Below are 16,006 nucleotides of genomic sequence, written 5' to 3'. Positions count from 1 at the left end.
TTTCAGACGTCCAGATCGCCCACCGCGAACTCGGCGTTTTCCTGGATGAAGCGGAAGCGGAGTTCGGGCTTGCGGCCCATCAGGGCTTCGACCAGGTCCTCCACCGGCTCTTCGGCGCGGGGCAGGGTGACCTTGGCCAGGGTCCGGCTCGCCGGATCCATGGTGGTCTCCTTGAGCTGGGCCGGCATCATCTCGCCCAGGCCCTTGAAGCGGCTGATGTCGGGCTTCTTGCCCTTGAACTCGGTGGCCAGCAGCTCGTCGCGATGGACGTCGTCGCGGGCGTAGGCGGACTTGCCGCCGTGACTGATCCGGTAGAGCGGCGGCAGGGCCAGGAACAGGCGGCCGCCGCGGATCATGTCGGGCATGGTGCGGTAGAAGAAGGTGATCAGCAGGCTGGCGATGTGGGCGCCGTCGACGTCGGCGTCGGTCATGATGATGATGCGGTCGTAGCGCAGGTCCTCGTCGCGGTACTTCGCGCCGGCCTGCGCGCCCAGCGCCAGCATCAGGTCGGAGAGCTCCTTGTTGCCGCCGAACTTGTCGGTGGAGGCCGATGCGACGTTGAGGATCTTGCCGCGCAGGGGCAGGATCGCCTGGGTCCGGCGATTGCGAGCCTGCTTGGCCGAGCCGCCGGCGCTATCGCCCTCGACCAGGAACAGCTCGGTGCCGTCCATCGCCGAGCCGGAGCAGTCGGCCAGCTTGCCGGGCAGGCGCAGCTTGCGGGTGGCCGAGGCGCGGGCGACCTCCTTGTCTTTGCGGCGCTTGAGGCGCTCCTCGGCCCGCTCCAGGACGAATTCGAGCAGGGCGCTGGCGGCCTTGGGCTGGGCGGTCAGCCAGTGGTCGAACGGGTCGGCCAACGCCTTCTCCACCAGCTTCTGGGCGTCGGAGGAGGAGAGGCGTTCCTTGGTCTGGCCCTGGAACTCGGGGTTGGCGACGAACACGCTGACCAGGGCGCCGGCCTGGGAGACCACGTCGTCGGCGGTGATGATCGCGCCGCGCTTCTCGCCGGTGAGCTCGGCGTATTGCTTCAGCCCACGAGTCAGCACCGCGCGGAAGCCGGCCTCGTGGGTGCCGCCTTCCGGCGTGGGCACGGTGTTGCAGTAGGACTGCATGAAGCTGTCGGCCTCGCCGAAGCCGGCGGGGGTCCAGGCCACGGCCCACTCGACCTTGCCGGTCTCGCCAGGGCGCGCCCAGCGGCCGGCGAAGGGCTCGGGCGTCACGGTCTCCAGGCCCTTGATCCGCTCGGCGAGGAAGTCGGCCAGGCCGTTGGGAAAGCGGAACACCGCCTCGGCGGGGGTCTGGTCCTGGATGCGGGAGGGATCGCACGTCCAGCGGATCTCGACGCCGCCGAAGAGGTAGGCCTTGGACCTCGCCATCCGGTAGAGCCGCGCCGGCTTGAACGCCACGCCCTCGCCGAAGATCACCGGGTCGGGGGCGAAGCGGATCTGGGTGCCCTTCCTGCGGGTCGGGCCCAGTTTCTCGATCGACCCGATCGGCTTGCCGCGGGTGAAAGCCTGGCGCCATTCGAAGCCGTCCTTCCAGACGGTGACCTCGACGCGCTCGGACAGCGCGTTGACCACCGAGACACCGACGCCGTGCAGGCCGCCGGAGGTCTCGTAGGCCTTGCCCGAGAACTTACCCCCGGAATGCAGCACGGTCATGATGACCTCCAGTGCCGACTTGCCGGGATGCTTGGGGTGCGGGTCGACCGGGATGCCGCGGCCGTCGTCCTTGACGCTGAGCGAGCCGTCGGCCTCCAGGGTCACCTCGATGAGCTTGGCGTGGCCGGCGACCGCCTCGTCCATGGCGTTGTCGAGGACCTCGGCGAACAGGTGGTGCAGCGCCCGCTCGTCGGTGCCGCCGATGTACATGCCGGGCCGCTTGCGGACCGGCTCCAGCCCCTCCAGGACCTCGATGTCCTTGGCCGAATAGCCGGAAGGTTTGCCCGGGATCGGCTCGTGACTCTCCGCCAGCGGCGACGCCGGCACGGGGTTCAGGGCGTCGTCGTTGAAGAGGTCGGGCAGGGGCTGGGACGCTGACTTGGGCATGGAGCCTGAAGGTGACGCGATTCGTTCCCTCGTATGGCTCCCGCCAGCCGCCGGGGCAATGCGGCCGCGCGGGCATAACGCCGCGCGGCCGAAGCTGCCTAGAAGTCCGCCGACACCGTCACGAAGCCCATCCGGGGCGGCAGCGGGAAGGCCTGGTAGCCGCCGGAGTTGCTGGTCACCACGGCGGTGGAGACGCCAGTCTTGTCGAACAGGTTGGTGATGTTGGCGCTGACCTGCGCGCCCTTCACCAGGCCGCCTTGGGGCAGGTCGAAGGTGTAGCTGGCCTCCAGCCCGACCACGAAGGTGGACTTCACCGACCGGTCGTTGAGGTAGGTGACATAGCGCTTGCCGATGTAGTCGCCGCTGATCTGGGCCTCGAAGGGTCCATAGCTGCCGCCCAGGATGGTCTTGTTCAGCCAGGTGGGGGTCAGCGGCACCCGCTTGCCGCCGGTGGCGATGGTCACCGGCTGGGTCACCCCGCCCACCACCGTCGTGCCGCTCTGATAGTCGGAGTCGTACTTCGTGCGGTTGTAGGACAGCGCATTGTAAAGGTGCAGGTGCGGCCCGAAGTTCAGCGTGCCGGCCACGTCGATGCCGTTGGTGGTGACCCCGCCGACGTTGGCCAGGATCGCCGGCGCCGGGTTGATGAAGTTGAACGGCGCGATGTTCAGCAGCCGGTTGCGGAAGTTGACGTGGTAGGCGCTGATCTGGCCGCTGATGCCCGTCAGCGGGCCCAGCTCCACCTCGCGGTTCGTGCGCACGCCGGCTTCGTAGGTCCAGGAGGTCTCCGGCTTCACCGTGGTCTTGAACAGCTCGAAGGCGGCCTGGGTGCCCAGGCTCCAGGGCGAGAAGCCGTAGAAGTTGCTGCCGGCGCCGTAAGGGATGAACTGGCGCAGGTTCTCCTGGACGTTGACGAACACCTGCTCGTGGTCGGTCGGCTCCCACAGCGCGCCCACTTGCGGCAGGAACCACTTGTTCGAGGTGATGCTGCCCGACGGGAAGACCACCGGGACCGCCGCGGTGGCGGCGTTCTTCTGGTTGATACGGAACTTGCCGGTGGCGTCCTGCAGGCTGGACTTCACGCCGGCCTGCAGCAGCAGGTTGGGCAGGATCTTCCACTGGTCCTGGAGGTGCAACTGGATGTCGTTGGTGAAGAACTGCGCATAGTACTGGATGAACACCGCCGGCCCCTTGGGCGTGTCGTAGGGGCTGAGGTCGTTGTTGGCCGCCAGGAACGGGTACCAGACCCGGTGCTGGGCCGGCTCGTTGTGCTCCAACCAGCCGCCGGCCTCGATCTGGTGGTCGCCCAGCTGCCAGGTCAGGGTGGAGATCACCCCGCCGCGGTTGATGCGGTACTCGGTGGTGCGGACCTCGTTGCCGGTGCCGCCGAACAGGTTGGAGATGTTGGTCAGCGTCGCCGCGCTGGTGTTCGAGCCCACCACCAGCTGCGGGAAATAGGCTGCGAACAGGCCGGGCAGGCCGGCCTGGTTGATCGGCCCCGCCACGATGCCGCGCCCGTAGTCGTAGTGGTAGTAGGCCTGGTTCGACCAGGTGACCCCCTGGGCGACCTTCCAGTCGTATTTCACATAGGCCAGCACGTCGCTGCGCTGGGCGGCGCTGAAGCAGTTGGAGAAATTGGTCCCCTGGGCCACCGGCGGCGTGCCGGGGCCGCCGGTCAGGCTGGTCGAGCAGGCGGCCAGGTTCGGGTAGTAGAACGGCCGGGTGTAGGGCGTGAAGCCGGCGGCGGCGGCGGTCTGCTGCGTGCCGAAGCTGGTGGCGTCCTCGTTCGGCTCCACCTTGGTCTGCCAGTCGACATATGCGGTGAGCTTGCCGCGCTCGTCCTCATGCACGAACTTCAGGTTGGCCTGGTCGTCGCGCTGGTGGCCCTTGAAATCCCAGGCCCGCGCATCGTGGTGCAGGTAGGAGACGTAGAGGCTGTTGCCGCCGCCCAGGTCGCCGCTGTCGACGCGCACGAAGGTCCGCGTGGTGCGATAGCTGCCGAGCGTCTGGCGCAGGTTGATCGTGCGGTCCTTGGACGGATCGCGGGACAAGGTCTCGATCGCCCCGCCCAGGTTGCTGGTGGACGCCACGCCCAGCGAGCCGGCGCCGGAGGACAGCACCACGCGGGCCACGTTCTCGCTGGTGATGGCGCGCGACGGCGAGAGGCCGTTGTAGTTGCCGTACTGCTGGTCGCCCAGGGGTACGCCGTCGAGGGTGTAGCCCAGCTGCTGGGTCGAGAAGCCGTGCACGAACAGCGATTCGTTCTGCTCGTTGTTGCCCCAGGGGTCGGCGGTCACGAACAGCACACCGGGCAGGGTCTGGAGCGCCTTTAGCGGGCTGGCGCCGGGAACCACCTTCTGGATCTCCTGGGTCTCCAGGGCCACGGTCGAACGGGTCTCATGGGCGGCGGTGACCACGACCTCGGCGACGGCGGTGGCCGCCGAATCGTCGGCGGTGGCCTCTGCCGCATGGGCGGCGGTGGCGGCGAAGAGGGCGGCCACGGCGGAAGTGGCCCAGAGGTGCGCGCGGCGCGCGCCCTGGATGTTGCGTTGCATTGTCTATCCCCGGTCGACGCAATGCTGCGTCGCAGCGGAGGCATAGGCAGGCCATGCGACGGCGCGCCGACAGTTCCGCCACGGTTCGATGACGGCGGTCGCGCCGGACCACGGATCGGCGCCATGATGACGGAAGCGAGCGGGCTTCGGGGCGGGAGGGCGACGGTGACCAGCTGGAAGGATCCTGAGATCGCCGGCGTGCGGGCGCTGCTGGCGGCGCGGCAGCCCGATCCCGGCGCGCCGCCGTCGTTCGCTGAGCACCGCCAGGCCATGGACGCCATGGGCGAGATGGGCGCCCTGCCGACGGGCTGCTTCCATGAACCGCTGACCCTGGGCGGGGTGCGGTGCGAGCGGGTGGTTCCGCAGGGGGCGCTGGACACCCGCGCCATCCTCTACCTGCACGGCGGCGCCTACACCGCCGGCAGCCCGCGCAGCCACCGGCCGCTGGTGGCGCGGCTGGCGGAGGCGGCCCGGGCCAACGCCGTCGCCGCCGACTATCGGCTGGGGCCGGAGCACCGGTTCCCGGCCGCGGTGGAGGACGCCGTGGCGGTCTATCGGGCCCTGCTGGCGGGCGGGACCGAGCCCGGCCAGATCGTGGTGGCCGGCGATTCGGCGGGTGGCGGCCTGACGCTGGCGCTGGCCCTGGCGATGAAGGCCGAGGGCCTGGCCCAGCCGGCCGGCTACTTCGTCATCAGCCCGTGGGCCGACCTGACCCAGTCTGGCGCCAGTTACGCCGCCAAGGCCGACAGCGACCCGATGATCTCCAAGGACGGCCTCGACAGCAACGCCCTGGCCTATCTGGGCGGCCTGGACGCCCACGACCCGCTGGCCTCGCCGGTGTTCGGCGACTTCACGGGTGTGGCGCCGGTGCTGATCCAGACCGGCTCCGAGGAGGCGCTGCTCAGCGACTCGATCACCATGGCCGACGTCCTGGCCCACGCCCGCGTCGAGGTGCGCCTGGAGGTCTGGCCCGAGATGATCCACGTCTTCCACGCCTGGGGCGGCGGCCTCCAGGCTGCCCGCCGCGCGATCCGCATCGCCGGGACGTGGATGGGGGAGCGGTTCGGGTAGGGGACGGCGGCGCATTCGTGGCGGCCCTTCCTCTTGATGATCATCATCCCCGGCACAAGGCCCGGGATGACGAACGCTGGGTGGGTTGAAGCGCGGAGTGCGGCGGTGACCCGCGGCCCAACCCCTACTTCAGCGGCTCGTAGATCTTGCCCAGCAGGTCGGGCTTGCCGGGGAGGCGCTGGAGGCGGGGGTAGCGGAGGCCGTCGTGGTAGTCGAGGGCGACGACGCGGAAGTGGTCGCCATCCTTGACGATCAGGGTGATCGGGTCTCTCGACGCTTTGGCCGCGGTGATCGTCTCCTTCAGCTTGTCGGTGTCGTAGGCGATGCCGTTGACGGCCAGGATCTTGCTGCCGACGCTGAGGCCCGCCTTGAAGGCCGGGCCGTCCCACAGCACGCTGGTGATCATGGCCTCGCGGCCCAGGCCCAAACCGATGGAATAGGTCAGGTCGACCGTCTTGCGGCCGGCCTCGTTGTTCTTCCAGAACTCGGTGGGCTTTTCGGTGTAGACCAGCTGATAGCCGCCGCGGCCGAGGCCCTCCAGCGGGAAGGCCGGGGCCACATCGCGCATGTGGGTGGTCAGGAATCCGGACCAGTCGTAGGGCAGGACGTCGTTCAGCCCCTTGACCACGTCGTCGAAGGTATAGGGCAGTTCGGTATAGCTGCCGTCCTTCACGCCAAAGAAGGCGCGGGCGAAATCGTCGAGGGACTTCTTGCCGCCGGACTTCTCGCGGATCAGCGTGTCGACGTCGAGCCAGACCAGCTGGCCCTCGGAATAGTAGTCCTCGCTGCGCTGCCAGCTGGTCCACGGGATCGGCCGGCGGCCGGCGACGATCGGGTCGTTGGTGGTGTCCTCCACCGATCGCCACTGGCGGCCGGGCCGGCCGGTGGAGTACTGCGCCGCGGTCATGGCCAGGGCGTCCAGGGTCTGTTCCTTGGTGTTGAGGCCCGAGCGGGCGCCCAGCACATAGCCCCAGTACTGGTCCTGGCCCTCGTAGACCCACAGCAGGCTGTCGCGCATGGGGACGTTGAAGTTCGGCGTCCACAGGTCGGCCGGGCGGCGGAATTTGCCGTCCCAGCTGTGGTTGTATTCGTGCGGCAGCAGGTTGCGGTTGGGGGCGTCGCTGTCCCAGTCGATGAAGTATTCCGGATCGGCGCCGTTCTCGCTGGAGCGGTGATGCTCCAGGCCGATCCCGCCCAGCCGGTCGCTCAGCGCCAGCAGGAAGTCGTAGTGGTTGTAGTGCCGCGCGCCGTAGAGCCGGTCGGCTTGGCGGACCAGCTCGCGGTGCAGCTCGATCTGCTCCGGCTTGGCGGCCAGCAATTCGGGGCGATCGGCGACGATGTTGAGGCGCACCGGCGACTTGCCGGAGGTGTCGAGGTCATACTGCTTGAAGTAGCGGCCCGCGAACATCGGCGAGTCCATCAGGGTGTCGAACTCCACCGGCTTGAAGCGGATGACCCCGTTCTCGACGGCCGCGGTCTCCAGGGCCGTGCCGTAACCCCAACCGGCGGGCAGCCGGATGCTGGGCTCGATCTGGATGCGGCGGCTGAAATAGCCGGCCGGATAGACCGCCAGGTTCAGCCACTGGGCGTTCAGCATCTCGGGCGTCATCACCACCCGGCCCTGGTCGCCGGCGGTGGGGGAGAGGTACTGAAACTCGACCTCCAGGCTGCCGGCGCCCGGCGGCGGGGTGACGTGGAAAGCGAAGACCTGCACCGGATCGCGGGTCCAGGGGATCACCTGGCCGCCCACGCGCACCACTAGGCCGGCCAAGTCGTAAAGCGCGTTGCGCGGCGAGTGGCCGCCCGGAACCCACTGTGGATAGAGCAGGATCATCGGGCCGGGGCCGGCCAACGGGATGGTCTCGTGGATGCGGAAGATCCGCCGCTCCACGTCGGTGGCGTCCACGGTCAGCTTGAGCACGCCCGGATAGGCCACGTCGCGCGGGGCCGGGATGGGCGGCGGCATGGGGTAGGGCTGGGGGCCTTCCAGCGGATCGGCATGGAGCGGCCCCGCCACGGCGAGCGCGGCGGCGAAGGCGAAGAGCGCTGATTTCAAGGCGGCGTTTCCTGGGGCGCGGTTTTGTTACGCTTCTAAGACCGGTTTGCCCCGCGCCTCAACTCCCGCTGGTCGCATCGCGATGGCGGCGGCGGCGGCTCCAGGGTCTCACCCCGTATCGCTGCGCCGGTCTTCGAAGGTGTAGCCAGGGTCGGGGTCGTCCTCCTCGCGGGGTGCGCGGGGCAGGTCGCGGTAGCGGCGGCCGAGCGCTTCGGGAAGATTGAAGGCGCGGCAGAGGCTGAGGACGTGCTCGTCCAGGTCCTGGACGCCAAAGTCCTCGTGGTCGTCGATCTCTCGGTCGATCCAGGCGTCGATGCGGTCCAGCGCGTCCAGGCGTTCGGCGCGTGGGGTGTCTGGCGGCGAGGCCTGGGCCACGATGCGCGAGGCGGCCTCCTGCAGGTCCATGACCCTGCCGTCGACGCGCATCTCCCCAGGGTCGATCCGCGACCGGTCGATCCGCGACAGGTCGGGATCGTCGTCGAACACCGCGAACCGGGCGGACGGCGTGGTGGCCAGCCGATGACGCTCGCGATCGTGGCGCAGGCGGGCTGCGAGCATGATCGTCTGGCGCACGCAGCGGCCGGCGCGCTGATAGCTGCGGGTGTGGTCGGCGATCTCTTTCGGGTCGTCCGAGGCCATGGCCAGGGCGTGCAGCCGCGCGGCCAGCGCCAGGTCCATCTGCGCCAACTGGCCCAGCGCCTGCTGTTCGGCCTCGTGAAGGGCGTCCGCGTCGATCATGCGGGGAGGGGAACACGGGGGTGCGACAGAAGTGGACGTAGCGGGTGAGGGGCAGTGGGAAAACGTGTGGGCCGGCCCTCCGCAACCCTCGGACTCAGTCGGGAAACAGGATCGGCTCATAGTCCATCGCCCCGGGCAGGACATGGATCACCACCACCTTTTTCGTCCCGACGCTGTAGAAGATGAGGTAGCGGCCTTGGACCCGGCGCCTGACCCCCTTGGACTCGAAGCGTGGGACCAGCGGACAGCGCTCCGGCAGATCGCCGAGGTCGAAGCACGTTTCCCGCAGTTCGAGGACGAAGCTCAGCGCCCGCCGAGGGTTGTCGGCCGCAATCGTGTCGCCGATCGCTTCCAGGTCGCTCTCGGCCTCCGCCGTGAGCTCGACGATCATTCGTTTGGCTGCGCCATGGCGCGATACTTCGCTTCCAGGCGATCGAAGACCTCGTCGGCCGGCTGGGTCCGACCCGCGTCAGCGTCGGCCAAGCCGCGTTCAATCGAACGGTCGAGGGCCGCAAGCCGGGCTTCCCGCTCCTGAACCAGGCGCACGCCCTCGCGAAGAACTTCGCTCTTGGAGTTGTATCGGCCGGTCTCCACGAGGCGGCTGACGAAATTCTCGAGCTGTGAGCCCAGGTCGGCGCTGATCATGGCCATCCTCCGTCGGATCGGAGCGTAGTTCTCTTATCAACTATTATCAAGTTCGGAGCGCCGCCATTACGGTGACAGGGCATTCAATTGCCCCGTCGAGACACGGTCCGATCGGCTAAGTGCACTGTCACCGGAATCACCCGCCGCTTCGCGGGGGAGGTGACGATGGGGCCGCGCTGGCGGCGGAAACGAAAAGGGCCGCGGATCGCTCCGCGGCCCCCTCTCACATCAGCTTACGCCGATCAGCACTTGTAATACATCTCGAATTCGACCGGGTGCGGGTGCATGGCGACGCGCATGACCTCTTCCATCTTCAGCTCGATATAGGCGTCGATGAACTCGTCGTTCATGACGCCGCCGGCCTTCAGGAAGCCGCGGTCCTTGTCGAGGTTTTCCAGGGCTTCCTTCAGCGATCCGCAGACTTCCGGGATCTTCTTCTGCTCGCGGGGCGGCAGGTCGTAGAGGTTCTTGTCGGCCGGGGCGCCCGGGTCGATCTGGTTGATGATGCCGTCCAGGCCGGCCATCAGCAGGGCCGTGAAGGTCAGGTAGGGGTTGCCCATCGGGTCCGGGAAGCGGGCTTCCAGGCGCTTGCCCTTGGGGCTGTCCACGTGCGGGATGCGGATCGAGGCCGAGCGGTTGCGGGCCGAATAGGCCAGCTTCACCGGGGCTTCGTAGCCCGGCACCAGGCGCTTGTAGGAGTTGGTGGTCGAGTTCGAGAAGGCGTTGATCGCCTTGGCGTGCTTGATGATGCCGCCGATGTACCACAGGCACATCTGGCTGAGCCCGGCGTACTTGTCGCCGGCGAACAGCGGCTTGCCGTCGCCCCAGATCGACTGGTGGACGTGCATGCCGGAGCCGTTGTCGGCGAACATCGGCTTGGCCATGAAGGTGGCCGTCTTGCCATAGGCGTGGGCGACGTTCTGCACGACATACTTATAGAGCTGCAGGCGGTCGGCCATGACGATCATGGTGTCGAACTTCAGACCCAGTTCGTGCTGGGCGGGGGCCACCTCGTGGTGGTGCTTCTCGGGCTTCATGCCCAGCTCGCCCATGACCGCCAGCATCTCGCCGCGCAGGTCCTGGGCGCTGTCGACCGGGTTCACCGGGAAGTAGCCGCCCTTGGGACCGGGGCGGTGGCCCATGTTGCCCTCGTCATAGGTCTTGCCGGAATTGATCGGCAGTTCGCTGGCGTCATAGGAATAGCCGGTGTTGTGCGGCAGCACCGACCACTTGACGTCGTCGAAGATGAAGAACTCGGCTTCGGGACCGAAGAACACCGTGTCGCCGATGCCGGCCGACTTCACGAAGTTGAGCGCCGCCTTGGCGATCGAGCGCGGGTCCCGGTCGTAGGGGGTGCCGGCGTCCGGGTTCACCACGTCGCAGAACAGCGCCAGCGTGGTCTGCTGGTAGAACGGGTCGATGATCGCCGAGTCCAGGTCGGGACGCAGCTTCATGTCGCTGTCATTGATGGCTTTCCAGCCGGCGATCGACGAGCCGTCGAACATGGTGCCGTCGTTGAGGAACTCGTCGTCGACCAGGTCGATGTCGAAGGTCACGTGCTGCATCTTCCCGCGCATGTCGGTGAAGCGCACGTCCACGTATTTGACGTCCTTCTCCTTGATCAGGGCGTGGATCTCTTGGGCGGTGGCCATGGCTGAAGTCCCCTTCTTGAAGTTAGTCTGATGGTCAGATGGCGATGGACCCGGTCTCGCCGGTGCGGATGCGGACCACCTCGGCGATGTCGGAAATGAAGATCTTGCCGTCGCCGATCCGGCCGGTGCGCGCGGCGCTGGCGATGGCTTCGACGGCGCGGTCCAGCTGGTCGTCGGCCACGACGATCTCGATCTTGATCTTGGGCAGGAAGTCCACGACGTACTCCGCGCCACGGTAGAGCTCGGTCTGGCCCTTCTGGCGGCCGTAGCCCTTGGCTTCGATCACGGTCATGCCCTGGACGCCCAGCTCCTGCAGGGCCTCCTTCACGTCGTCGAGCTTGAACGGCTTGATGATGGCTTCGATCTTTTTCATGCACTCGGCTTGGAGAAGCGACGCTGTAGGCCCGCCGGATGGCGGCGACCCAGCACGGGCGGCGGGAGGGCGACAAGCACGGTTCGGTTGCTTGCCGTTGGGGCCGAGTGGGAAACTGGGCAGGCGCCGGAAAAAAAGGCGTTGCCAGATCAAAAAACGGTCACGCCGGGAATCGCCTTGTGAGGCCGGGTTCGGCGCCTAGGATGGCCGGCGAAACGTCGCGGGAGGCGGGCTCAGCATGGACGAACGGACCCCGGTGCTCATCGGAGCGGGCCAATTCACCTACCGCGGCGATCCCTCGATTTCCCCATCTCCGACCACTCTGCTGAAGATTGCGGCGGAACGGGCGGCGGATGGCGCGGGAATCGGCGCCCATGGGCTGGCCGGCATCGATACCCTGGCCGTGGCCGGGTACTCGGTCGACGCAGGCGGTGGCCGGCGCGGGATGATCCCGCGCGCCAGCAACCCGCCGGCCACCCTGTCGCAGATGATCGGCGCCGCGCCGCGCTGGAGCGCCTATTCCGAAATGGGCGGCAACACGCCCCAGTACCTGATCAACCTGCTGGCCGAGCGGATCGCCGGCGGCGAGACCGACCTGGCCCTGGCGGCGGGCTGCGAGTTCCTGGGCTCGGCGATGAAGCGGCTGGGCCAGGGGCTCGGGTTCGACGACTGGAAGGCCGTGGAAGACGAGACCCTGGAGCCGCCCAAGCGGGTGGGCGACGCCCGGCCCGGCAATTCACCCTATGAGGGGCGCCACGGGCTGGACCGGCCGATCAACATCTATCCGCTGTTCGAGAACGCGCTCAGGGCCCGCGACAAGCGCTCGGTGGCCGACCACCAGGCGCGGATGGGCAAGCTGTTCTCGGGCTTCACGGCGGTGGCGGCGGCCAATCCGGAGGCCTGGTTCCCCGTCCGGCGCTCGGCCGAGGAGCTGGTCGAGGTGTCCGCGAAGAACCGGATGATCGGCTTTCCCTATCCGAAGCTGCTGAACGCCATCATGGAGGTGGACCAGTCGGCCGGCGTGCTGATCGCCAGTGTCGGCAAGGCCCGCGAACTCGGCGTGCCGGAGAGCCAGTGGGTCTATCTGCACGGCTGCGCCGACGCCGCCGACCTGTGGTTCCCGCTGGACCGCCAGGATTTCCACTCCAGCCCGGCCATGCGGCTGACCGGCGAGCGGGCGCTGGAGATGGCGGGGATCGGCCTGGACGCCATCGATTTCATCGACCTCTATTCCTGCTTCCCGGTGGCGGTCGAGGTCGGGGCGGAGGAACTGGGGCTGTCGCTGGACGATCCGCGCGGCCTGACGGTCACCGGCGGCCTGCCCTATGCCGGCGGGCCGGGGAACAACTACGTCATGCACTCGATCGCGGTGATGTTGGAACGGCTGCGGGCCAGGCCCGGCGCCTATGGGCTGATCACCGGCAACGGCTGGTATCTGACCAAGCAGTCCACGGGTATCTATTCGACCACGCCACCGAAGGGTCCGTTCGAGCGCCAGGACCCCGCCGTGCTGCAGCGCCAGATCGACGCGCTGCCGCACCCCGACGTCATCGAACAGCCGCAGGGCCCTGCGAGCATCGAGACCTATACCGTCGTCCACAAGCGCGAGGGACCGTTCATGGGCATCGTGGTCGGGCGTGACGCGAACGGCCGCCGGTTCGTGGCCAATACGCCCAGCGATCCGGCGGTCCTGGCCGGCCTGGAGGTCGGTGAGCAGGTCGGGCGCCCGGGCGTGGTGAGCCAGGCTGGCGACCTCAACCTCTTCACCCCGGACTGAGCCATGGCCCGTCTCTATCTGATCCGCCACGGCCGGCCGTCGGCCACCTGGGGCGGCCACGACGACGACCCGGGGCTGGACGAGGCCGGCGACCTGCAGGCCCGCGCGGCGCGCGACTGGCTGCTGTCGCGCCCGGCAGACGAACGGCCCAGGCTGGTGGTCAGCTCGCCCCTGCGCCGCTGCCGCGAAACGGCGCAGCCCACCGCCGAGGCGCTGGGCGTGACGGCGGAGATCGACGCCGCGGTGGGCGAGATCCCGACGCCGAAGGCGCTGACCGCCGACGAGCGGGGGCCCTGGCTGCGCGCGGCGTTCCAGGGGACCTGGAAGGCAATCCAGGGCGACTTCGACTATGACGTCTGGCGCGGCGAGATCGCCGCCTCGCTGGTCTCGCGCGGCCACACCGCGGTGTTCTCGCACTATGTGGCGATCAACGCCGTGGTCTCGAAGCTGCTGGGCGTCGAAGAGGTGCTGGCCTTCCGCCCCGACCACTGCTCGATCACCGTGCTGGAAACCGACGGCAAGACCCTGACCCTGATCGAGACGGGCGCCGAGGCGGCGACGGGCGTGCTTTAGCGCCGGGGCCGCCTGAAGGCTTGAACGCGCCGCCGGGCGGTGAAAGACAGGCCGCCTTGTTCCAGGAGTTCCGCTTGCCCCCACGCCCGATACTCACCGTCGCCGAGATGACCGCCGCCGACCGCGCTGCGATCGCGGCCGGGACGCCTGGGATCATGCTGATGGCGCGGGCCGGGCAGGCGGTGGCCGATGCGGTGGTCCAGCGGTTCCGGGCGCAGCCGGTGCTGGTGCTGTGCGGGCCGGGCAACAATGGCGGCGACGGCTATGTGATCGCCCGGCTGCTGAAGGCCAAGGGCTGGCCGGTCGAAGTGCGCGCCCTGGGCGAACCTGCCACGGATGACGCCAATGCCGCCGCCGCCGAGTGGGACGGACCGACCAGGCCGCTCAACGGCGCGCTGGACGAGGCCCTGGTGATCGACGCCCTGTTCGGAGCGGGCCTGTCGCGTCCCCTCGACGGGGTGGCGGGCGCGGCGGCGACCCAGCTGGCCAAGCGGCCTCAGACCGTGGTGGCGGTGGATGTGCCGAGCGGCCTGCCGGGTGACACCGGCAAGCCGCTGGGCCCCGCCGTCTGCGCGGGGCTCACCGTGACCTTCCAGGCGCGCAAGCCTGCCCATGTGCTGGAGCCGGGCCGTGGCCTCTGCGGCGAGGTGGTGGTGGCCGACATCGGCCTGGGCGAGACGCCGTCGAAGACCGTGGAGAACGGGCCGGAGCTGTGGCTGCCGCGCTTCCCGTGGCCGGACGCGCGGTCGCACAAGCACTCGCGCGGCCGGCTGATCGTGGTCAGCGGTGAGAGCTGGAGCACCGGGGCGGCGCGGCTTTCGGCCCGCGCGGGGCTGCGGATCGGCGCGGGGCTGGTGACGATCTGTTCGCCGCAGGACGCGCTCGCCGCCAACGCCGCCCACCTGGAGGCGGTGATGCTGAAGCCCTTCAACACCGACGCCGAGCTGGAGCAGGCCGGCGACCAGGCCGACGCCGCGGTGATCGGCCCGGCGGCGGGGGTCAACGAGACCACCCTGCTCAACGTCCTGGCCCTGGCCCGCACGGGCGCGGCGCTGGTGATCGACGCCGACGCCATCACCGTCTTCCGCAACGACCCGGAGGAGTTGTTCTCGGTCCTGGACCGCGACGACGTGCTGACGCCGCATCCCGGCGAGTTCGAGCGGCTGTTTCCGGGCGTCCTGAAGGCCGCGCCCGAGCGGATCGCCGCGGCCCGCCGCGCCGCCGAGCAGGCCGGGGCGGTGGTGCTGCTGAAGGGGCCCGACACGGTGATCGCCGCCCCGGACGGCCGCGCGGCGGTCAACGTCAACGGCTCGCCCTGGCTGGCCACCGCCGGCTCGGGCGACGTGCTGGCAGGTTTCATCGGCGGCTTGATCAGCCAGGGCATGGACAGCTTCGAGGCCGCCTGCGCCGGCGCCTGGATCCACGCCGAGGCCGCCGAGCTGCACGGACCGGGGCTGATCTCGGAGGACTTGCCAGGACTGGCCCCCGCCGTCCTGCGCCGCCTCTACGACGAGCGCTGAGCTATTCGAACAGCTCGGCCCGGACGCCGCGCGCCATGGCGGCCAGGATCTCGGCGGCCAGGTCGTCCAGGGGCGAGCCCTCGCGGTAGTCGCCGCCGGCGGCCAGCCGGGCGCGGCCGTCGGCCAGCAGCTTTGCCGCCGCCGCCTCGGTGATCGGCTTGTCGGAATCGTAGACCGCGACCGGATGGCCGCCGTGGTCGGTCATCACCCGCATGACCGGGATATCGGTGAGCCCGTCTCCGAAGAACGCGATCCGCTCGAACGGCACGGGCCTGTCGCGGTCGGCCTGGACGGCGTTGATGCTGTCGCTGTCCCACTCGTCCAGCGTCCATTTGTTGATGCGGAACAGGTACTGGGTCTTGCCGGTGTAGTTGATGGCGAGCGCCGCGCCGACCGCGTCGTGCCGGGCATCGAACATGAAGGCCGAGGCGTAGATACGCTCGAACTCGGGGGCGATGGGCGAGCCCTCGATCAGTTCGCGGTTGCCGGACGAGATGATGAAGTGGCGCAGGTCCAGGCCCAGGGTCTCGGCGCGGGCGTTCTGGCGGCCGAACCAGGCCTCGACGCCCGGGAACAGCCGCAGGCTCGCGCCCCGACGGCGCCAGCTGTCGAGGCTGAGCTCCAAGCCCCGTTCGCGGGCCTTCTCCAGCATCAGGTGCATGTAGGCCAGGATGCCGTCGCCCCGCTGTTGCTCGGCAAGCGCCTTCACCTCCGCCCAGAAGTCGGCGTGCTTCATGCCCAGTTCGTCGGGGATGAAGGCGTGCTCCTGCATGTTGCCGGGGGCCAGGGTGCCGTCGAAATCGTAGGCGAAGACGGCGAGAGGACGGCTCATGGCCGGTTCCAGTAGCAGTCCTGGTCGGGCCCGATAAGGGTTGCGCGGTTTCGAGCAAATGTCTGGGCGACCCGAAAGGGTCGCGCCCTTCCTCGGAGAAAATGTCTGGGGCGACCCGATAAGGGTCGCGCCCTTCCTCGGAGAAAATGTCTGGGGCGACCCGATAAGG

13 protein-coding genes are annotated in these 16,006 nt (G+C 68.9%); 4 read left to right on the top strand and 9 right to left on the bottom strand.

Annotated features, from left to right (window positions below):
• Nucleotides 1-2 precede the first annotated feature (2 nt).
• Both parE and Q0R13_RS20070 read right to left on the bottom strand, forming a co-directional pair.
• Nucleotides 3-2,045, bottom strand: a complete 2,043-nt coding sequence (parE, locus tag Q0R13_RS20075; protein ID WP_293907307.1) for a DNA topoisomerase IV subunit B — start codon at nt 2,043-2,045, stop codon at nt 3-5.
• A gap of 98 nt (nt 2,046-2,143) precedes the next feature.
• Nucleotides 2,144-4,600: a TonB-dependent receptor gene (locus Q0R13_RS20070; protein WP_293907305.1), complete on the bottom strand. Its 2,457-nt coding sequence runs from the start codon at nt 4,598-4,600 to the stop codon at nt 2,144-2,146.
• Between the two features lie 165 nt (nt 4,601-4,765).
• Here Q0R13_RS20070 and Q0R13_RS20065 point away from each other — a divergent pair, with 165 nt between their 5' ends.
• Complete coding sequence (locus Q0R13_RS20065; RefSeq protein WP_293907303.1) at nt 4,766-5,671, top strand: alpha/beta hydrolase; 906 nt, start codon at nt 4,766-4,768, stop codon at nt 5,669-5,671.
• Between the two features lie 124 nt (nt 5,672-5,795).
• On the opposite strand, the gene Q0R13_RS20060 is transcribed toward Q0R13_RS20065, so the two are convergent.
• The 6 genes from Q0R13_RS20060 to Q0R13_RS20035 all read right to left on the bottom strand — a co-directional run bounded on the left by Q0R13_RS20060 (nt 5,796) and on the right by Q0R13_RS20035 (nt 11,135).
• Nucleotides 5,796-7,688, bottom strand: a complete 1,893-nt coding sequence (locus Q0R13_RS20060; protein WP_293907349.1) for a peptidase M61 — start codon at nt 7,686-7,688, stop codon at nt 5,796-5,798.
• A 147-nt stretch (nt 7,689-7,835) separates the two neighbouring features.
• Nucleotides 7,836-8,465, bottom strand: coding sequence for a hypothetical protein (locus Q0R13_RS20055; protein WP_293907301.1), 630 nt, complete (start codon nt 8,463-8,465; stop codon nt 7,836-7,838).
• A gap of 94 nt (nt 8,466-8,559) precedes the next feature.
• Nucleotides 8,560-8,856, bottom strand: a complete 297-nt coding sequence (locus tag Q0R13_RS20050) for a type II toxin-antitoxin system RelE/ParE family toxin (RefSeq protein ID WP_293907299.1) — start codon at nt 8,854-8,856, stop codon at nt 8,560-8,562.
• On the bottom strand, nt 8,853-9,110 hold the full coding sequence (locus tag Q0R13_RS20045; RefSeq protein WP_293907297.1) for a type II toxin-antitoxin system ParD family antitoxin: 258 nt from the start codon (nt 9,108-9,110) through the stop codon (nt 8,853-8,855). The genes Q0R13_RS20050 and Q0R13_RS20045 overlap by 4 nt, the downstream gene beginning before the upstream one ends.
• 242 nt (nt 9,111-9,352) lie before the next feature.
• Nucleotides 9,353-10,762, bottom strand: a complete 1,410-nt coding sequence (gene glnA / locus Q0R13_RS20040; protein WP_293907295.1) for a type I glutamate--ammonia ligase — start codon at nt 10,760-10,762, stop codon at nt 9,353-9,355.
• A gap of 34 nt (nt 10,763-10,796) precedes the next feature.
• Nucleotides 10,797-11,135: a P-II family nitrogen regulator gene (locus Q0R13_RS20035; RefSeq protein ID WP_293907293.1), complete on the bottom strand. Its 339-nt coding sequence runs from the start codon at nt 11,133-11,135 to the stop codon at nt 10,797-10,799.
• 238 nt (nt 11,136-11,373) lie between these two features.
• Here Q0R13_RS20035 and Q0R13_RS20030 point away from each other — a divergent pair, with 238 nt between their 5' ends.
• From Q0R13_RS20030 to Q0R13_RS20020, 3 genes are all read left to right on the top strand, one after another.
• Nucleotides 11,374-12,912 (top strand): acetyl-CoA acetyltransferase, encoded by a 1,539-nt coding sequence (locus tag Q0R13_RS20030; RefSeq protein WP_293907291.1) that lies wholly within the window; start codon nt 11,374-11,376, stop codon nt 12,910-12,912.
• 3 nt (nt 12,913-12,915) lie between these two features.
• Nucleotides 12,916-13,485, top strand: a complete 570-nt coding sequence (locus Q0R13_RS20025; protein ID WP_293907289.1) for a histidine phosphatase family protein — start codon at nt 12,916-12,918, stop codon at nt 13,483-13,485.
• 74 nt (nt 13,486-13,559) lie between these two features.
• Nucleotides 13,560-15,005, top strand: a complete 1,446-nt coding sequence (locus Q0R13_RS20020) for an NAD(P)H-hydrate dehydratase (RefSeq protein WP_293907287.1) — start codon at nt 13,560-13,562, stop codon at nt 15,003-15,005.
• Between the two features lies 1 nt (nt 15,006).
• Here Q0R13_RS20020 and Q0R13_RS20015 read toward each other — a convergent pair whose 3' ends face one another.
• Nucleotides 15,007-15,837: an HAD family hydrolase gene (locus Q0R13_RS20015; protein ID WP_293907285.1), complete on the bottom strand. Its 831-nt coding sequence runs from the start codon at nt 15,835-15,837 to the stop codon at nt 15,007-15,009.
• Nucleotides 15,838-16,006: the final 169 nt, after the last annotated feature.

Source organism: Phenylobacterium sp., from assembly GCF_025351295.1.
Classification (GTDB): Bacteria; Pseudomonadota; Alphaproteobacteria; order Caulobacterales; family Caulobacteraceae; genus Phenylobacterium.
Note: the sequence above shows the minus strand (reverse complement) of the source record. Positions and strands in the feature narration are given on the sequence as shown.